The sequence below is a fragment of the Sphaerisporangium sp. NPDC004334 genome (genome assembly GCF_053602655.1).
The window spans coordinates 205,634-222,411 of sequence record NZ_JBSGDZ010000005.1 but is presented as its reverse complement, the minus strand read 5'-3'; the positions used below and the strand labels follow the sequence as shown (position 1 = coordinate 222,411).

Here is a 16,778-nt window from a genome sequence, read left to right as displayed (position 1 = left end):
GCCCCCGGTGACCTGGCCGGAGCCGGGGACGGCCGTGGTGCGGCTCCCGGGCGCCGCCGCCGGTGCCGGGGCCGGTGCCGGGGCCGGTGCCGGGGCAGGAGCAGGCGCGGGAACGGGGGCCGGGGCAGGAGCAGGCGCGGGAACGGGTGCCGGCGCGGAAACAGGGACCGGTGCGGAAACAGAGACCGGCGCGAGAACAGGGGCCGGCGCCGGTACACGGGCCGCGGGCCCCGGCAAGGTGCGGGCCGGGCGCCTGCCGGTCTGGCTCGGCCCGGCGACCCCTAAGGCCGGGGCCGACGGGCCGGTCCGTTCCCGGCAGAGCACCGGCGGACAGGGCGACACCCCGCGGCGGGCGACCGCGGGTGCGACGCCTTCCCCGACCTCGCCGGCCGCGCCGGCGCCGCCCGCCGTCGAGGTGCGCACGCTCGACGCCCGCACCGCCGCGGCGTCGCAGATCGCGGGGCTCGGCCTGCGGCTGACCCCTCAGGCGAGACCAGCGGGCACGGTGCGCCTGTCGGTGGAGGTCGACTACTCGGGGTTCCGATACGCCTTCGGAGGCGACTGGGCGGCGCGGCTGCGGCTGGCCAGGCTGCCGGACTGCGCGGCGACGACACCGGACCGTCCCGAGTGCCAGACTCGCACGCCGCTGGTGACCAGGAACGACGCCACGACCGGGCGGCTGAGCGCCGACGTCGACGTCACCTCGGCGGCCCCGATGACGCTGGCCGCGGTCGCCGCGGCATCGGGTTCGACGGGCAGCTACGAGGCGACCTCCCTTTCCCCCTCGGCGACCTGGAACGTCGGCAACCAGAGCGGGGCCTTCTCCTGGTCCTATCCGCTGCGCCTGCCCCCGCCCCCCGGCGGTCCGACCCCGAACATCGGGTTCGCCTACTCCTCGGGGAGCATCGACGGCCGCACCGTCGCGACCAACAACCAGGCGTCCTGGATCGGCGAGGGCTTCGACTACTGGCCCGGTTTCATCGAGCGCAGGTACAAGCAGTGCGCCGAGGACGGCGTGACGCCCAAGCGCGGCGACCAGTGCTGGCGGTACGACAACGCCACGATGTCGCTCAACGGCCAGGCCACCGAGCTGGTACGGGACGACGCGACGGGCACCTGGCAGCCGCAGAACGACGACGGCGCCAAGATCGAGAAGCTGGGCGGCGCCGCCAACGGGGACAACGACGGCGAGCACTGGCGGGTTACCACGCCCGACGGCACCCAGTACTACTTCGGCCTGAACCACCTGCCCCGCTGGGCCGACGGCGACCCCGAGACCCAGTCGACCTGGACGGTGCCGATCTTCGGCAACAACGACGGCGAACCGTGTCACAAGGACAGCGGCTTCTCCGACTCCTGGTGCCGGCAGGCCTGGCGCTGGAACCTCGACTACGTCGTGGACCCGCACGGCACGGTCAGCACCTTCTGGTACGCGCCGGAGACCAACTACTACCGCCGCGACGTGACCACACTGACCGACGGCCAGCCCAACGGCACGCCCACCGTCTACACCAGGGGCGGCTACCTCAAGCGCGCCGACTACGGTCAGCCTTCCAACGCCGTCTACACCTCCTCCGCTCCCGCACGTGTCGTCTTCGACGCCAAGGAGCGCTGCGTCCCGACCTCCACCTTCGACTGCGCCGAGAGCAAGTTCACCAAGGACAACGCCAAGTACTGGCCGGACGTCCCGTACGACCAGAAGTGCGGCTCGGGCGAGAAGTGCATCGACAACTACTCCCCCACGTTCTGGACGCGCAAGCGGCTCGCCTCCGTCACCACCCAGGTGCTGGTGTCCGGCAGCACCTACAAGGACGTGGACACCTGGACGCTCACCCACGAGATGCGCGCCCCCGGCGACGGCACCGCCGCAGGGCTGTGGCTGGCCTCGATCCAGCACACGGGCAAGGTCGGCGGATCGGTCTCCCTTCCGCCGGTCCGGTTCGCCGGAGTCCAGAAGCCGAACCGGGTCGACGCGCTGGAAGGGCGGCCGCCGCTCACCAAGTGGCGGATCTCGGCGATCGACAACGAGACCGGCGGCGCCCTGTCCATCACCTACTCCAACCCCGACTGCGCGGCCGGGAACACCCCGGAGCCCGACTCGAACACTCGGCGGTGCTACCCGCAGTACTGGTCGCCCGAGGGCGCCACCACGCCCGTCCGCGACTGGTTTCACAAGTACGTCGTCACCCAGGTGCAGCAGATCGACCGCACCGGCGGGGCGCCCGACGTCGTTGACACCTACGAGTATCTCGGCGGCGGCGCCTGGCACCACGATGACGATGACGGACTGACCAGGGAGAAGTACAAAACCTGGTCGCAGTGGCGCGGCTACGGCAAGGTGCGCGTCATCAGCGGCAACCCCGGCGAGCAGCGCTCCCAGGCGGAGTTCACCTACTTCCGCGGCATGGACGGCGACGAACTGTCCGGCGGCGGCACCCGGGACGTGAAGGTCACCGCCTCCGAGGGGCCGCCGCTGGACGACGCCGACGCCCTGCAAGGACGCGTCCTCGAGGAGTTCCACTACGACGGTCCCGGCGGCGCGAAGAAGATGGGGGAGATCACCGGCTACTGGGTCAGGCAGACCGGCAAGCGGGTCCGCTCCTGGGGCACCACCACCGCCAACATGGTGCAGGCTGACGTTGTCCGCACCCGCACGGCCCTGGCGTCCGGCGGGTGGCGGCGCACCTCGTCCGACACCGACTACAACGCCGACGGCCTGATCACCCAGATCAGTGACCTGGGCGACGACTCCACTCCCGCCGACGACCAGTGCGTCCGCACCACCTACGCCCGCGACGACGCACGGTGGATGATCTCCTACGCCTCCCGCGTGGAGACGGTGAGCAAGGCGTGTACCGCGACACCGTCCCGGCCCGGCGACGTGCTGTCCGACGTGCGCAAGTACTACGACGGCAACGCGTTCGGCGCGGCCCCCTCCAAGGGCGACGTCACCAAGGCGGAGAAGCTCGGTTCGTGGAACGGCGGCCCGCAGTACGTCACCCTCGGCAGCACCACCTTCGACGCATACGGTCGGCCGCTGGTCATCACCGACCCTTCCGGCGGCAAGACCACCGCGGCCTACTTCCCTGCCACCGGCATCGCCACCCGTACCGAGGAGACCAACCCGGCCGGCCACATCACCAAGATCGAGATGGAACCGGCCTGGGGTGTGCCCACCGCGACCATCGACCTCAACACCAAGCGCTCCGACCTGGCCTACGACCCGCTCGGCAGGCTCACCGGCGTGTGGTTACCGGGGCGCGCCAAGGCCACGTACCCCACAACTCCGAACATGGAGTTCGGCTACCGGATCCGTACCGACGGGGCGACCGCGGTCTCCACCTCCACCCTGCGCAACGACGGCGCCACGTACATCACCGGCTACACCCTGTACGACGGCCTGCTGCGGCCGCGGCAGACACAGCAGCCCGCCCCGGGCGGCGGCCGACTGATCGACGACACCTTCTACGACGCCCGTGGTCTGGTGGCCAAGTCCAACGACGACTACTACACCGAGGGCACCCCGGGCGCCGCGCTGTGGACTCCGGCCAGCGACGACGACGTACCAGGACAGACCGTAACCGTCTACGACGGCATGGAATGGCCCACCGCGGAGATCTTCCGCAAGCGCGGGAGTGAGCAGTGGCGCACCACGGTGACCTACGGCGGCGACCGCGTCAGCATCGACCCTCCGCCCGGGACGACGCCGATCACGCAGATCACCGACGCGATGGGGCGCACAGTCGAGGTGCGCCAGTACAAGGGCGACGGGCCGAGCGGCGCCTACGACGCGACCAAGACCACCTACGCCCCGAACGGCCAGCCCGCGACTGTCACCGACGCGGCGGGCAGCGTCTGGCGCTACCACTACGACCTGCGGGGACGGGTCGAGCAGATCGACGACCCCGACAAGGGCACCGCGACGCTCGCCTACGACGACCGGACCGACGAGCTGCTGTCGAGCACCGACTCACGCGGCAAGAGCATCGCCTTCACTTACGACTCACTGGGCCGCAAGACCGCCGAGTACGCCGGCACCGACGCGACCGGCACCAAGCTCGCCGACTGGACCTACGACACATTACCCAACGGCACCGTCGTCAAGGGCCAGCCGGCCTCCGCCACCCGCTACGTGAAAAACTCCGCCGGCGGCACCGACGCCTACGTCACCGCGATCACCGGCTACGACGATACCTATCGGCCTACCGGCACCCAGACCGTCATCCCCGCCGCGGAGGGCGCACTTCAGGGCACCTACAGCATCAGCACCGACTACAACCTCGACGGAACCGTCCACCGCACCGTGCTGCCCGCTGCCGGAGGGTTGCTCGGCGAGACGATGCTCTACGACTACGACGAGCTCGGCAACCCGACGACGACCCGGGGACTGACGAACTACGTCACCTCGACGACGTACTCCAAGCTCGGCCAACTCCTGGACATGACGCTGTCCACCGGCGGCAAGCGGGTCAAGGAGACCAACTATTACGAGGAGGGCACCAACCGGCTCGCGCGCTCACTGTTCGAGCGTGAGACGGCCCCCATCTCGATCTCCGACACCAACTACACCTACGACCCGTCGGGCAACATCACCAAGATCGCCGACACCCCGTCCGGGCAACCCGCCGACGTCCAATGCTTCAGGCAGGACTACCTGCAGCGCCTGACCGAGGCCTGGACCGCCATCGACGGCTGCGCAGGCGCGCCTGCCCAGACCGTCGTCGGCGGGCCCGCGCCGTACTGGCAGTCCTTCAGCTATGACGTGGTCGGCAACCGCACCAAGGAGATCGACCACGACCCGGTGGGCGACGTCACCAAGAACTTCACCTACGCCGGCGCCGGCAACCCCCAGCCGCACACGCTCACCTCCGTCGCCTTCCAGGGCGGCACGCGCGACGGCCAGACCGATACCTACGCCTACGACCAGGCGGGCAACACCACTGAACGCGGAGACGGCCGCGTCCTGGAATGGGATGTCGAAGGCCACCTCGCCAAGTCGAACGACCCGTCCGGCGTCAGCACCTACGTCTACGACGCGGGCGGCGAGCGGCTCATCCGGCGCGACCCCACCTCCACCACCCTCTACGTCGCCGGCATGGAGATCCGGCTCGACAAGACCACCGGCGCCAAGACCGCCACGCGGTACTACGACCACGCCGGCCAGGTCATCGCCACCCGGACCTCCACAGGCGTGACGTGGCTCGGAGCCGACGAACACGGCAGCGCCGACACCTCGATCACCGACAACGCCGCCCAGACCGCCGACCGCCGCCGCTTCACGCCCTTCGGCCAGATGCGCGGCGTCCAGCCCGCGTACTGGCCGGGTGAGAGAGGCTTCGTCGGCGGGACCATCGACGCGAGCACCGCTCTCACCCACCTCGGCGCCCGCGAGTACGACGCCGAGACCGGCCGGTTCATCTCCGTCGACCCCATCTTGGACGGCGCCGATCCCCAGAGCTGGAACGGCTACGCCTACTCCGGCAACAACCCGGTCACCACCTCCGACCCGAGCGGCCTGACGCGGGACGGTGGCACCCAGTGCGGCATCATCGCCAGCAACCCCTGTGTCAACAGCTCCGCGTCCTCCAATTGCTCGGGCTGCGGCTACCACCCCCCGCCGCCCGCGACCCACCCCAAGCCGCGCTGCGGCACCTGGGACGTCGGCTGTAAGGCGAAAAAGGTCTGGAAGGACCACGGGAAGACCATCGTCTCCATCGTCGTCTCGGTGGACGTCGCAAACGGATGCATCGCCCTCTTGGGCGTGGAAACCAAGGGAGCGGCGGTCGCTGGCTGCTGGGCCGCAGGTGGAGCCGTCGGCGACCTCGCTGGATACCTGGTCACCACGCCGCCGAGCGAATGGAACCTTGGTACCGCCGTCAAGGAGGCGGCGGTCGGCGCCATCTTCGCGATGACGGGCGGCGCCGTGGCCAAGGGCGCTTCCAGAGCCCTGAGCAAGCTCGCCACGACGGCGGGCGGCAAGGTCGTCACCTCAGCCGTCGGCAAGGCCGCGAGCAAGGCCAAGCCCGCCATAGGCAAGACGGGCCGTGCGGCGGCCGAGGGCGGAGAGCGAGGCGCGGGCAAAGCCGCAGGCAAGGGCGGAGGTAGAGGCAGCCCCCGTGCCTCGTCAGGGGGATCCGGCGGCGGTTGCGAGAGCAGCTTTGTGGCCGGAACCCAGGTCAAGATGGCCGACGGCACCTTCAAGCCGATCGAGAAGATCAAGACCGGCGAAAAGGTCCTCGCCACCGACCCCTTAACCGGTAAGACCACCTCCAAGACCGTCCTGGCCACCTACTCCGGTCTCAGCTACCTCACCCTCGTCCAGATCACCGTCGACACCGACGGCAACCGAGGCGATGCCACCGGCACCATCCTCACCACCGAACACCACCTCTTCTGGGACGCCAAGCACCACACCTGGACCCGCGCCGACCACCTAACCCCCACCGACCACCTCCGTACTCCCAGCGGCAAGACCTTGCACATGGTCTCCGCCGCCCTCCGGCAGGGCCATCCCACCGTCCACGACCTCACCATCGAGAGCCTCCACACGTACTATGTGCTGGCAGGAGCCGCGCCCGTCCTGGTTCACAATTGTGGCTCAGCAGTTCCTGGACATCCGACAACATGCGATTGCGCCAACGGCGGAGTGCCGAAGGTGCGAAATGGAAAGCGTGCGGGAGACGTTCATCCCGTAACTAGCGTTCCATTCGATGTACACGGTTTTCCTGACTTCTCCGCATGGCGCCACCCGCAGGTGCCGGATGTTCGGATTCAGCTCACCGGGAGTCGATATAGAGACTTCAGGCTGGCCAATCAGGCGGCCGGGCTGAGCGAGACTCCACCTGGCTATACATGGCATCATCATCAAGATCCAGGGCTCATGCAGCTCATCGACAGACAGATCCATGCCGCCACTGGGCATACGGGAGGATTCTAATGGCGGAACTGTTCGAGGATGGTGACTACTACACCGGCCCTCCCCTCGATGACGGCATGGTCCGTCAAGCCGAGGAAGATCTTGGCGTGCGCCTGCCCCGCAGCTATATTGAAGTGTTACTCCAGCGAAACGGAGGGACTCCGCGGCGCCGCTGCTGCCCCACGACGTTTCCGACGTCGTGGGCCGACGATCACTTCGAGATCAGCGGAATTCGGGGAATCGGTGGACCCTGGGGAATCGACTCCTCGTCCGGCGCAGGTAGCTCATACCTGATTTCCGAGTGGGGGTATCCAGACATCGGGGTAGTGATTTGTGATACGCCTTCCGCTGGCCATGACACCATAATGCTCGACTATTCCGAGTGCGGCCCTGAGGGTGAACCAGCTGTCGCTTACATCGACGAAGACCGCATTCCTCGCCGCGCAGCTCAGTCTTTTGGTGAGTTCATCGCGCAGCTAGTTGTTTGTGGTTCACTCGCATAGGCGTCTATGCATTCCGTCTGCGCCCTCACGGCCGGGTCCGCGCCCCGGCTCGAGTCGGGTTCGATGTCAAACGGCCACCCGGCCATCGCCGTTCTAGGCGCGCTGGAAGCTCAGAAGCGACAGGTGAGGATGCGGCCGACCTTGCGGAGGAAGTAGAAGCGGTTCATGACTGCCAGGGCGGCGCGGTAGCCGGCCGGGAAGCGGTCGACCTCGGGGACGTCGGAAAAGAACAGTTCTTCGGTCAAGTGGAGGCCGGGGACGGCGGTGGTGAGTTCCGCGGGGTCGTCGAGGCCCCAGCGGAGGGTGGGCTGCAAGCGGCTGAGCTTGACGGCGAGGTGGCTCAGCGCGTCGAAGATGATCTCGCCGGAGGGGAATCGGCCGGTGATCCGGCGTAGCAGGTCGTGGACCTCCTCGGTGGTGAGATACATCATCAGCCCCTCGGCCACGACCAGCACCAGGCGATCGGCCGGGACCCGTTCCAGCTGGCCCGGGTCCGTCGCGGGCAGACCGATCATCGTGTAGCTGGTCGCCGCGTCGCCGTCGCGAGGCGGGTAAAGGCGCTCGCGCAGGGCGATGAGCGCGGGGAAGTCGACGTCGAACCATCGGACGGTCTCGGGCGGGTCGAGGCGGTGGACGCGGGTGTCGAGGCCGCAGGCGAGGTGGACCACCGTCGTCCCGGGGGCGCCGGCGAGATGGGCCGCGGTGAGGGGTGTCGAAGGTCTTCGCATGGATGGCCACGCCCAGGGCGTCGGTGGCGCGCATCTTGAGCTTGGAGAAGTCGTAGCCGATGCGCTCGACCGCCTGCTCGGCCAGCGGGTCGTGCAGGACCGGGTCCTCCGTACGGCTGTGTACGGCGCGCCCGTACAGCGCGGCGAGGAGAGTCTCCTTCTCCTTGGTGAGGTGGACCTTCTCGGTACCCATGCCTCCAGGGTGAATCTGAGCGACGGAAAATCTGCAGGTCAGCGGAGTCCGGACGGCGGGCGGCACGCCTGCCGGGCTCGGCGGGGCGCTCGGCGGGTGACGGGCTCGCCGGCCGTCTTGCGCCGTTCGCGTCCCTCCAGCGGCAGACCGGGAGCATCTCGGAGGCCGGTGGAGGCTCCCAGGCGGGCGTCGGCGATCCGGAGCGGGCGGTCGAGCCGGAGGCGACCATCTCGTCACCGACAACCTAAATCCTCTTGACAATTTTAGTTTTCGGTAGCGGTGTATCGGGCAGTAGAGAGGCGGCGGCCGGAAGGATCGGCGCATCGCCTTCGACATCGAGCTCAGAGCACGCGAGGGATCACCCCGAGCAGGGGATCCGACGGAAAGGACGCGACAATGAGGAAGCTGGTCGTGAGCACCTTTGTCACTCTCGACGGGGTCATGCAGGCCCCGGGCGGCCCCGGCGAGGACGACAGCGACGGCTTCGCGCACGGCGGATGGACCGTGAACTACTGGGACGAGCAGGTGGCCGAGTTCATGGACGAGACCATGTCCACGCCGTTCGACCTCGTCCTCGGACGCAAGACCTATGACCTCTTCGCCTCGTATTGGCCGAACGCCTCGGAGGAGGCCGGCGCCAAGCGCCTGAACGACGCCACCAAGTACGTCGCGTCGCGGAGTCGTCCCACGCTGGAGTGGAGCAACTCGGTTCTGATCGAGGGAGACGTCGCCGAAGGCGTCGCGGCGCTCAAGAAGGAGGACGGGCCCGAGTTGCAGGTGCACGGCAGCGGCGACCTGCTGCGGACGCTGTTGCGACGCGACCTCGTCGACCGGTACCGCCTGCTGATCTTCCCCATCGTCCTCGGCTCGGGCAAGCGGCTGTTCTCCGAAGGCGCCGTTCCCTCGGGACTGAAGCTCGTCGACAGGAAGGTCTCTACCACCGGCGTCCTCATGAACACCTACGAATCGGCCGGCGAGGTCGTCACAGGGTCCTTCGTTCAGGACTGACCGCTTCCGCGAAGCGCGACAGCGGGCCCCCTGGCCAGGCGTTCTCGACCGGGACAACCGATCGGCGAGGAGGCGGGCGGTCCCGGGGGCAGGCCGGCGGGTCCGCGTACTCCCCCGGTAGTACGTGACGTGTCGCTGGAGGGGGGACGACGTGAAGCGGCGCGTGCAACAGCATCGGTCACTACCGACCGAGCTACGAAGGGAGCACGCGATGCGCAGAATCTACGCAGCGCTTGCCGCACTGCTATTGATCGCCGTACTGGCACAGTTCTACTTCGCCGCAGTGGGCGCGTTCGCCAGACCACAGGACGACGGCTCCTTCGCGCTGCACAGCATCACCGGCATGATGATCATTCCGGTCCTGTCGCTGCTGGTCACCATCGCCGCCGCCGCTTCCCGCGCCCCTGGGCGGCAGGTCGCGACGGCCCTGCTGCCGTTCGGCCTGGTGATCGTCCAGGTTCTGATCGTCGTGCTCGGCCGCGTGCTGAACGACAGTGCGGACAACACGACCCCCGCCGGGCTCGCCATCATGGGCCTGCACGGGATCAACGCCATGGCGGTCATGGGAGCCGCCGGCATGGTGCTGCGCAACGCCCGCAAGCTCGCCGGTTCCCCGCGCGGCTCGCAGGCCGCCGACGACGCTCCCGCGACCCGGATCTCCGGTCCTCTGGGGGGCGAATCCGCGGCACGGCCCTCGTGACCGTCGAAGGGCTCATGGCGCTCGACCTGCTCGCCGGAGTGCTCGCCGCGGTGGCGTGGCTAAGCGCGGGCGCGGCGGCGGCCACCCGCCGTATCCGGGTGGCCGCCGGTCTGTTCGTCCTGGCGGTGCTGGCGTCGCTGGCCCGGGGCGGGATCGTCCTGGCGCTCGCCGGCGCCGGCTGGTGGTTCGTCCAGGAGAAGCTCACCCTGACGCTGCCGCTGCTGGCGGCCGGCATGATCGCCGCCGCCGTGTTCGCCGCTCCGTCCCTTGCCAGAGCAGCCCTGCGAGCCGGTCGGGGCGCACCCGGCCTCTCGGAGGCCGCCCACACCGAGTCGACGGCGACGGTACCGCACGCCACGGGGGCGCAGGCGGTCGAGAACCCGGCGTCCGAGACACGGGCGAGTGCCGAGGCAGGACGCGATGTCGTACCCGGTGCGGCGGCGTTGACCAGGCCCGGGGCGGTGCCGGCGCTGTTCGGGGCCGGGTACGCGGCGGCGGCCGGGCCGGTGGTCACGTTGCTGCTGGGATACCCGGCGACCTGGAGCACCGCGGTGATCACCGTGGCCCTCGTGGCCGCCGCGGTGCTCACCACCCAGCGGTTGCTGTCCCCCGGCACGCGCGTCCGCGGGGTGCGGGTCGCCGTGGCGGCGACCGCCGTGGCCGGGTTGATAGGCGGAGGGCTCGCGTTCCTGCCGGCCGACGAGGTCGACACCGGCCGCGCCCCGGCCGCCGCCTCCCCGGGCGCCATGCCGATGCCGGGCGGACACGCCGCCATGCAGGTGGCCGGTGGGCGGTTCGGCGCGGGGCACCCGGCAGGGGCGCACACGGCCGGTGCCCCGGGGTACGACCGTCCGGTGACCGCGCTGCGCGGACCCGCCTCGCCCGCGCCGGGCGGCACGGTGCGCCGGTACGAGCTCACGGCGCGCACGGCCACGGTCACCCTGTCGTCGGGGCGCAAGGTGACCGCGTGGACGTTCAACGGGACCGTCCCCGGTCCGCCGATCACCGCCACCGAGGGCGACCTGGTCGAGGTGCGCCTGCGCAACGCCGACATCGCCGCCGGGGTGACCCTGCACTGGCACGGCTATGACGTGCCCGCCGGCGAGGACGGGGTCCCCGGCCTGACGCAGGACGGCGTGCGACCCGGGCAGGAGTTCGTGTACCGGTTCCGCGCCCTCCAGGTCGGCACGTACTGGTACCACACCCACGAAGTCTCCGACGAAGGGGTGAAGATGGGCCTGTACGGCGCACTGGTGGTGACACGGCGTGGACCGGCACCGCCGGACGCCGACCTCACCCTCCCGGTGCACACCTTCGCCGGCCGCACCGTGCTCGGCGACCACGACCGGCCGATCGAGCGGCGCGTCCCGCCCGGCACGGCCGTCCGGCTGCGGCTGGTCAACACCGACAACACTCCGCACCGGTTCACACTCGCGGGCGCCCGGTACAGGGTGGTCGCCGTGGACGGCTCGGATCTGCACGCCCCGGGCGAGGTGGACCGGGTGGGGCTGCGCCTGCCCGCGGGCGGCCGCTATGACCTCGCCTTCACCCCGGCGGCGGGCGCGCCGGTCACGCTCACCGTGGACGACCGCGTGGCCGGCCTGCGCCTCACCCCCGACCCCACGGCCCCCGCGTCAAGCGCCGCACCTGGCTCGTCCCCGGAGAGCGACGGCACCAGGACCGGCACGGGTGAGGGAGGCGCGGACGCCACGACCGGCACGGGCCGGGGAAACGCGGATGCGGGAGGCGCTGGGGCCACCAACGGTGCGAACGCGCCGGCCGTGGATGACGAGGCAGGACAAGGCGGGCGGGGAGCTGTGGCGGTACCCGACACCCGGGGGTGGCCGGAGTTGGACCTGACCCGGTACGGGACGCCGGCCGGGCCGCTTCCGTACAGCGGCTCCACCCGGTTCGACCGGGACTTCACCATGGTTCTCGACCAGGGGCTCGCCGTGTCGGAAGGCCGCCCTCTGTACGCGCACACAGTGAACGGGCGCGCGTTCCCCTCGGTGCCGACCCAGCAGGTGCGGGATGGCGATCTGGTCCGGATGACGGTGGTGAACCGGGGACGGGAGACCCACCCCTGGCATCTGCACGGCCATCGCGTGCTGGTCCTCGCCCGGGACGGCCGCGCGCCGACCGGCACCCCGCTGTGGCTGGACACCTTCGACGTGCGCCCGGGCGAGGTGTGGCAGGTCGCCTTCCGCGCCTCGAATCCAGGCGTGTGGATGAACCACTGCCACAACCTGAGCCACGCGGACCAGGGCATGATGCTCATGCTGGACTATGAGGGCGTCACCACGCCCTACCACGGCGCGCACAGCGGGTGATCCGGCCGATCGCCACCAGAGTGGCCTAAGGTGATCAATGAGGCGATCGGTACTAGGCTTCGCCCTCGATGTCCGGAAATATCACGCCTCGTATTCTTCGTCGGTTGAAGCCCGGGACCCTGCTCATGGCGTTGCCGATCACTGCCATCTTCCTGCTCAGCGGATACGTCTTCCTGCTCGCCGCCGGCCATGACGCGAAGGCGGTCGCGGGTCGGGACAGGACGGCTCGCGCCGCGGTCGCGGTTCCCTCGGCCTCGGTGGCGGGCCCTCCGGGCTCGGTCGCGACCCCCTCCGCCTCGGGTGCGCCCCCATCGGCCCCCTCGGCCGCCGTGACGTCCGGCGCCCCGGCGGGGACGGCGAGCCCACCGTCCGCCGTGGCTCCGCCTCCCAGCCCCACGTCCGCCGCGTCCGGCTCCGGGGACGGCCCGGACGCACGCTCGGACTCAGGCTCGGCGGGCCGGGCGGAGACCGTCCGGGTCCCGTACTCGGCGAAGGGACGGTACAAGGTCGTCAAGGGGGTCGCCGAGCCGCCGGAGGGAACCCGCGGCAAGGTGGTCCGCTACCTCGTCGAGGTGGAGCGCGGGCTGCCGTTCGACGCCGAGGACTTCGCCGCCATGGTGCACCGGACGCTCAACGACCCGCGCAGCTGGGGCCGGGGGCGCATGCGGTTCGAGCGGGTCGACCACGGCCCGGTGCGCTTCCGCGTGGCGCTGTCCAGCCCCGCGCTGACCAACGTACGGTGCCGTCCCCTGCAGACGTTCGGCGAACTGTCGTGCTGGAACGGCAGGCGCTCGGTCATCAACGCCAAGCGCTGGGGGGTGGCGATTCCCGGATACCACGGCGACCTGGTCGCCTACCGGCAGTACGTGATCAACCATGAGGTCGGCCACGCCCTCGGCCACGCGCACCAGCGGTGCCCCGCCCCCGGCGGGCTCGCGCCGGTGATGACGCAGCAGACCAAGTCTTTGCAGGGCTGCCGCCCGAACGCCTGGCCCTTCCCCCGCTCCAAGGGCGGCTCCGGCGGCGCGAAGCACCACGACGAGCGCAGGCACCGTGCCCCCAAGGGGGACACTCCGGATCGGCGCTCGGAGGGGAACTCCCCCGACGACGACCGGCCCCGCGCGGGCGAGCCCGGCCACCCCGGCCGTGGCCGGCACTCCTGACGCCGGCCGCAGGTGGGACTTCGGGCGGGTGGAGGAGCGCGTTGGCCTGGGTGAAGTTGGTCTTGACGCCTTCGCCGTGGTAGCGGGCGTGGCGCCAGGCCAGGGTGCGGTTCCACACCACGCGCACGCAGCCGAACGTGCGGCTCAGCATGGCCACCTGCTCGGGGGTGGGGTAGGCCCGCACCTTGTATGCCGTACGTATGTTCGAATCTTATCAGAGTTGTTGGATTCGATACCGGCGCGACACCGTCCCGCGTTTCCTCCCGGCCCTGAAGGACCGGTTTCCACGCTCAAGGAGTTTTTATGAAGTACCAGCACATCGATGAGAACGGCCAGGTCCAGGTCCATCCCATCGACATCGCGATGGCGCGGCACATGCTGGTGGCCCTGTGCGGCCCCCAGGCCGCCACCCCCTCCACGCTAAGGGCCCCCGCCGTCCCCCTGTTCCCCACCGAGACCCTGCGCCCGGCACCCTGACAACGGCAGACCCGCCCGCCACGAGCTCTCTCCGCCCGCGACCTGGCGGAGAGAGCCGTCCGCCCCTCAGGATCCGGTTCCGTACGGTCAAGCTCCCGCTCGCCAGCTCGCATGTGACGTCGTGGCGACGGCCGGAGGAAGGAATACGGCCGCAATCACCCTTCGAGACGTCGGCCAGTCCAGATAGAAAGGAACTCCACCTCATGAGGTGCCGGAGAGCGTTGTTCGTCTCGTTGTTCGCGTCTTCTCTGTGCTTCGTCTGCGGCGCATGTTCGATGATCGTGGCGGACGGAGGTCAGCAAGCCTGCGTCTCGGCCGTCGACCAGCGAATGACACGCCTCAAGGCGGAGACCTTCGATCTGTTCCCGGCCGGCGCCATCGGCAAGGTCTCGGAATGGAATGACTGCGATGAGGGGCATGACGGGATGGAACTCCAGGTGGACCTTGTCGGGGGCCGGTCGGCAGAGGTGTTCCTTAGTGGCTTCTGGTCTGCCGGCTGGTCGCATCTCACACCCGGCACGCCTTCATACGACCGAATGTGTTACGGCTGCATCGCCGGGGCGACCAAGATTGTGAACGGCCGAGTCATCTACGTCGCGATAAATTCCGCTGAGGACAGATCCCTGTACGCTCAGATAAATTACCGGGATCGAGGCTCGTCGGGACCTGGGTCCCCCCTTCTTTCTCCCGGCTGACGCGATCCTACGCTGAGTGTGGTCACCGAACCCGGGTCATGGGCCATGCGGGCCGGTGCCACCCCCGTCAGGAGACAGCCAGGGTGCGGCCGGCGGCGACGGCCTCGCGTACGCTGCTCGCCAGGACCGCTCCGACTCCGTGGGCACGCGACGCCAGGTCGCGCAGGCCCTCGAGGTCATCGGTGTGCGCCAGCAGGTCGCGGTACTTGTCGTTACTGCGCAGCAGGTCTTCGGCGTGCAGCGCCGCGTCCGCCGCCTGCACGCGACGCGCGTACGCCTCGAGCGCCGCGACCTGCCCGGTCACCTCGTCGGCCGAGCGCCGCAGCGCGGCGAGCTGGGGCTCGAGCACCGCGCGCAGCTCGGGGGTCAGCACTCCCCCGGTCGCCCGGGCGTGCTCGGCGCGCAGCTCGGACTGGGTGCGGAGCACTCTGGCGATCTCCCACAGCCGCCGGGGCAGGACGACGTCGTTGGCCACCGGGTCCAGCCAGCCCATCTGGTTGACGCGGGAGGCGTAGACCGTCTCGACGGCGTGGCCCGCGCGGTCGAGCAGCAGCCGGGCGGACCGGTCGAGGTCGGCGGGAACGACGTAACGGTCCTGGTAGAGCCGCACGAGGCGGGCGGGCGATCCGAGCACGGCGAAGCGGCCCCACGGAAGGCCCACGGCGGCGGCGCCCACCAGCAGGACCGATAGCGTCGCCGTTCCGCCGATCAACGTCATGCGGTCGAGGGCCACTTCCTGCGACACCGCGATGAGGACGAGGATGAGCAGCAGGCCCGCGATGATGCCGAGCCAGCCGGAGGCGCTGGACGGGACGACACGGCGGTCGGCCAGAGCGTTGTTACCGATGATGCGTCGTTTGTCATCGTCGGGGATGTCCGGATCCACCACCGGCCATCGTCCGATCCACCAGGCGCCCATCGTGAAGCAAGCCCCCTCTCGGCGAAATCGCCGCCCCCCGTCAGCGGCAGAGCCGTGGCCCCGCAGCCGACAATCCCCGTTGGCGTCATTTTAACCGTCGTGCACGGCTCGCGGCGTGGTTCATGGGCGCCGGGAATTGATTCCGGGAATAAACGCCTGCCGCCATTCCCAATTGCGACATATCCGGTAATTCAGATCGATGCCGGCCGGGGTGTTGACCTCAACCGCGCTTGATGTTTCACGATGGTCGCCCTGCACCTCTGACAAGGGAGAACTCATGATTCTGGTCACCGGGGCCACCGGTCGCGTCGGAGGGCACGCCGTGTCGGCCCTGCTGGCGGCGGGCGCCGAGACACGGGCCCTTGCCCGCGACCCGGCGGCCGCCCGCCTGCCGGACGCCGTCGAGGTCGTCCCGGGCGACCTGGCGAAACCCGAGACGCTGGAAGCGGCCCTGGACGGCGTCGAAGCGGTGTTCCTGCTCTGGCCCACCCTGTCCGCCGACCACGCCGCCCCGGCCGCCGTCGAGGCGATCGCCGCGCGCGTCCGCCGCGTCGTCTATGTGTCCGCACGGGGAGTGCCACGCGGGCGGGAGGAGTCGGACGGGACGATCCTCGGCTCGCACGCCCGCCTGGAGAGCCTGATCGAGCGGTCGGGGATGGAGTGGACGTTCCTGCGCCCCGGCGGCTTCGCGGCCAACACCCTCATGTGGGCGCCGCAGATCCGGGAGACCGGGACCGTCCGGTGGGTGCACGGCGCCGCTCGCAGGCCGCTCATCCACGAGCGCGACATCGCGGCCGTCGGTGTGCGCGCGCTGTCGGCCCCCGGGCACGGCGGCGCCGCGTACGAGCTCACCGGGCCGCAGGCGCTCACGCAGGTCGAGCAGGTAACCCTCATCGGCGAGGCCATCGGCCGTCCAGTGCGCTGGGAGGAGCTGTCCCCCGAGGTCGCGCAGCGGGCGATGGTCGCCCAGGGCATGCCGGCCTCGCTGGCCCGCGACATCCTGGACGGGCACGCCGCGATGGTCACCGCCCCGGAGACGGTCACCACGACCGTCGAGGAGATCACCGGCACCCCGGCCACCGGCTTCGCAACCTGGGCCCGCGACCACGCGGACGACTTCCGCTGACCCCGCGTGGGGCGTCGAGG

The 16,778-nt window shown here is 70.1% G+C and carries 10 protein-coding genes and 1 pseudogene; 8 read left to right on the top strand and 3 right to left on the bottom strand.

Annotated features, from left to right (window positions below; all coding sequences use genetic code 11):
- Positions 1-238: 238 nt before the first annotated feature.
- On the top strand, positions 239-6,937 hold the full coding sequence (locus ACWEN6_RS08100) for a polymorphic toxin-type HINT domain-containing protein (RefSeq protein WP_452569538.1): 6,699 nt from the start codon (positions 239-241) through the stop codon (positions 6,935-6,937).
- Positions 6,937-7,419 carry an SMI1/KNR4 family protein gene (locus ACWEN6_RS08095; RefSeq protein WP_452569537.1) on the top strand — a complete coding sequence of 161 codons (483 nt, stop codon included), beginning with the start codon at positions 6,937-6,939 and terminating at the stop codon, positions 7,417-7,419. The genes ACWEN6_RS08100 and ACWEN6_RS08095 overlap by 1 nt, the downstream gene beginning before the upstream one ends.
- 110 nt (positions 7,420-7,529) lie before the next feature.
- On the opposite strand, the gene ACWEN6_RS08090 is transcribed toward ACWEN6_RS08095, so the two are convergent.
- Positions 7,530-8,147, bottom strand: a complete 618-nt coding sequence (locus ACWEN6_RS08090; RefSeq protein WP_452569536.1) for a class I SAM-dependent methyltransferase — start codon at positions 8,145-8,147, stop codon at positions 7,530-7,532.
- 604 nt (positions 8,148-8,751) lie between these two features.
- Between ACWEN6_RS08090 and ACWEN6_RS08085 the strand changes: the two genes are divergently transcribed.
- From ACWEN6_RS08085 to ACWEN6_RS08070, 4 genes are all read left to right on the top strand, one after another.
- Complete coding sequence (locus ACWEN6_RS08085) at positions 8,752-9,348, top strand: dihydrofolate reductase family protein (RefSeq protein ID WP_452569535.1); 597 nt, start codon at positions 8,752-8,754, stop codon at positions 9,346-9,348.
- 211 nt (positions 9,349-9,559) lie between these two features.
- Entirely contained in the window at positions 9,560-10,048 is a 489-nt protein-coding gene (locus ACWEN6_RS08080) for a DUF6220 domain-containing protein (RefSeq protein ID WP_452569534.1), read from the top strand.
- Positions 10,045-12,378: a multicopper oxidase family protein gene (locus ACWEN6_RS08075; RefSeq protein ID WP_452569533.1), complete on the top strand. Its 2,334-nt coding sequence runs from the start codon at positions 10,045-10,047 to the stop codon at positions 12,376-12,378. The genes ACWEN6_RS08080 and ACWEN6_RS08075 overlap by 4 nt, the downstream gene beginning before the upstream one ends.
- 104 nt (positions 12,379-12,482) lie before the next feature.
- Positions 12,483-13,541 (top strand): DUF3152 domain-containing protein, encoded by a 1,059-nt coding sequence (locus ACWEN6_RS08070; RefSeq protein WP_452569532.1) that lies wholly within the window; start codon positions 12,483-12,485, stop codon positions 13,539-13,541.
- Positions 13,542-13,629: 88 nt separating this feature from the next.
- Here the strand turns inward: ACWEN6_RS08070 and ACWEN6_RS08065 are convergent.
- Positions 13,630-13,743 (bottom strand): annotated as a pseudogene (locus ACWEN6_RS08065) (helix-turn-helix domain-containing protein); the annotation flags it as partial.
- 101 nt (positions 13,744-13,844) lie between these two features.
- On the opposite strand from ACWEN6_RS08065, the gene ACWEN6_RS08060 reads away from it, so the two are divergent.
- Positions 13,845-14,018, top strand: a complete 174-nt coding sequence (locus ACWEN6_RS08060; RefSeq protein WP_452569531.1) for a hypothetical protein — start codon at positions 13,845-13,847, stop codon at positions 14,016-14,018.
- 762 nt (positions 14,019-14,780) lie between these two features.
- On the opposite strand, the gene ACWEN6_RS08055 is transcribed toward ACWEN6_RS08060, so the two are convergent.
- Positions 14,781-15,599 (bottom strand): hypothetical protein, encoded by an 819-nt coding sequence (locus tag ACWEN6_RS08055; protein ID WP_452569530.1) that lies wholly within the window; start codon positions 15,597-15,599, stop codon positions 14,781-14,783.
- A gap of 310 nt (positions 15,600-15,909) precedes the next feature.
- On the opposite strand from ACWEN6_RS08055, the gene ACWEN6_RS08050 reads away from it, so the two are divergent.
- On the top strand, positions 15,910-16,758 hold the full coding sequence (locus tag ACWEN6_RS08050) for an NAD(P)H-binding protein (RefSeq protein ID WP_452569529.1): 849 nt from the start codon (positions 15,910-15,912) through the stop codon (positions 16,756-16,758).
- Positions 16,759-16,778 lie beyond the last annotated feature (20 nt).

Coding starts and splice junctions, on each gene's coding strand:
- ACWEN6_RS08090 (WP_452569536.1), bottom strand. CDS start 8,147: ATGCGAAGACCTTCGACACCCCTCACCGCGGCCCATCTCGCCGGCGCC.
- ACWEN6_RS08050 (WP_452569529.1), top strand. CDS start 15,910: ATGATTCTGGTCACCGGGGCCACCGGTCGCGTCGGAGGGCACGCCGTG.
- ACWEN6_RS08060 (WP_452569531.1), top strand. CDS start 13,845: ATGAAGTACCAGCACATCGATGAGAACGGCCAGGTCCAGGTCCATCCC.
- ACWEN6_RS08095 (WP_452569537.1), top strand. CDS start 6,937: ATGGCGGAACTGTTCGAGGATGGTGACTACTACACCGGCCCTCCCCTC.
- ACWEN6_RS08080 (WP_452569534.1), top strand. CDS start 9,560: ATGCGCAGAATCTACGCAGCGCTTGCCGCACTGCTATTGATCGCCGTA.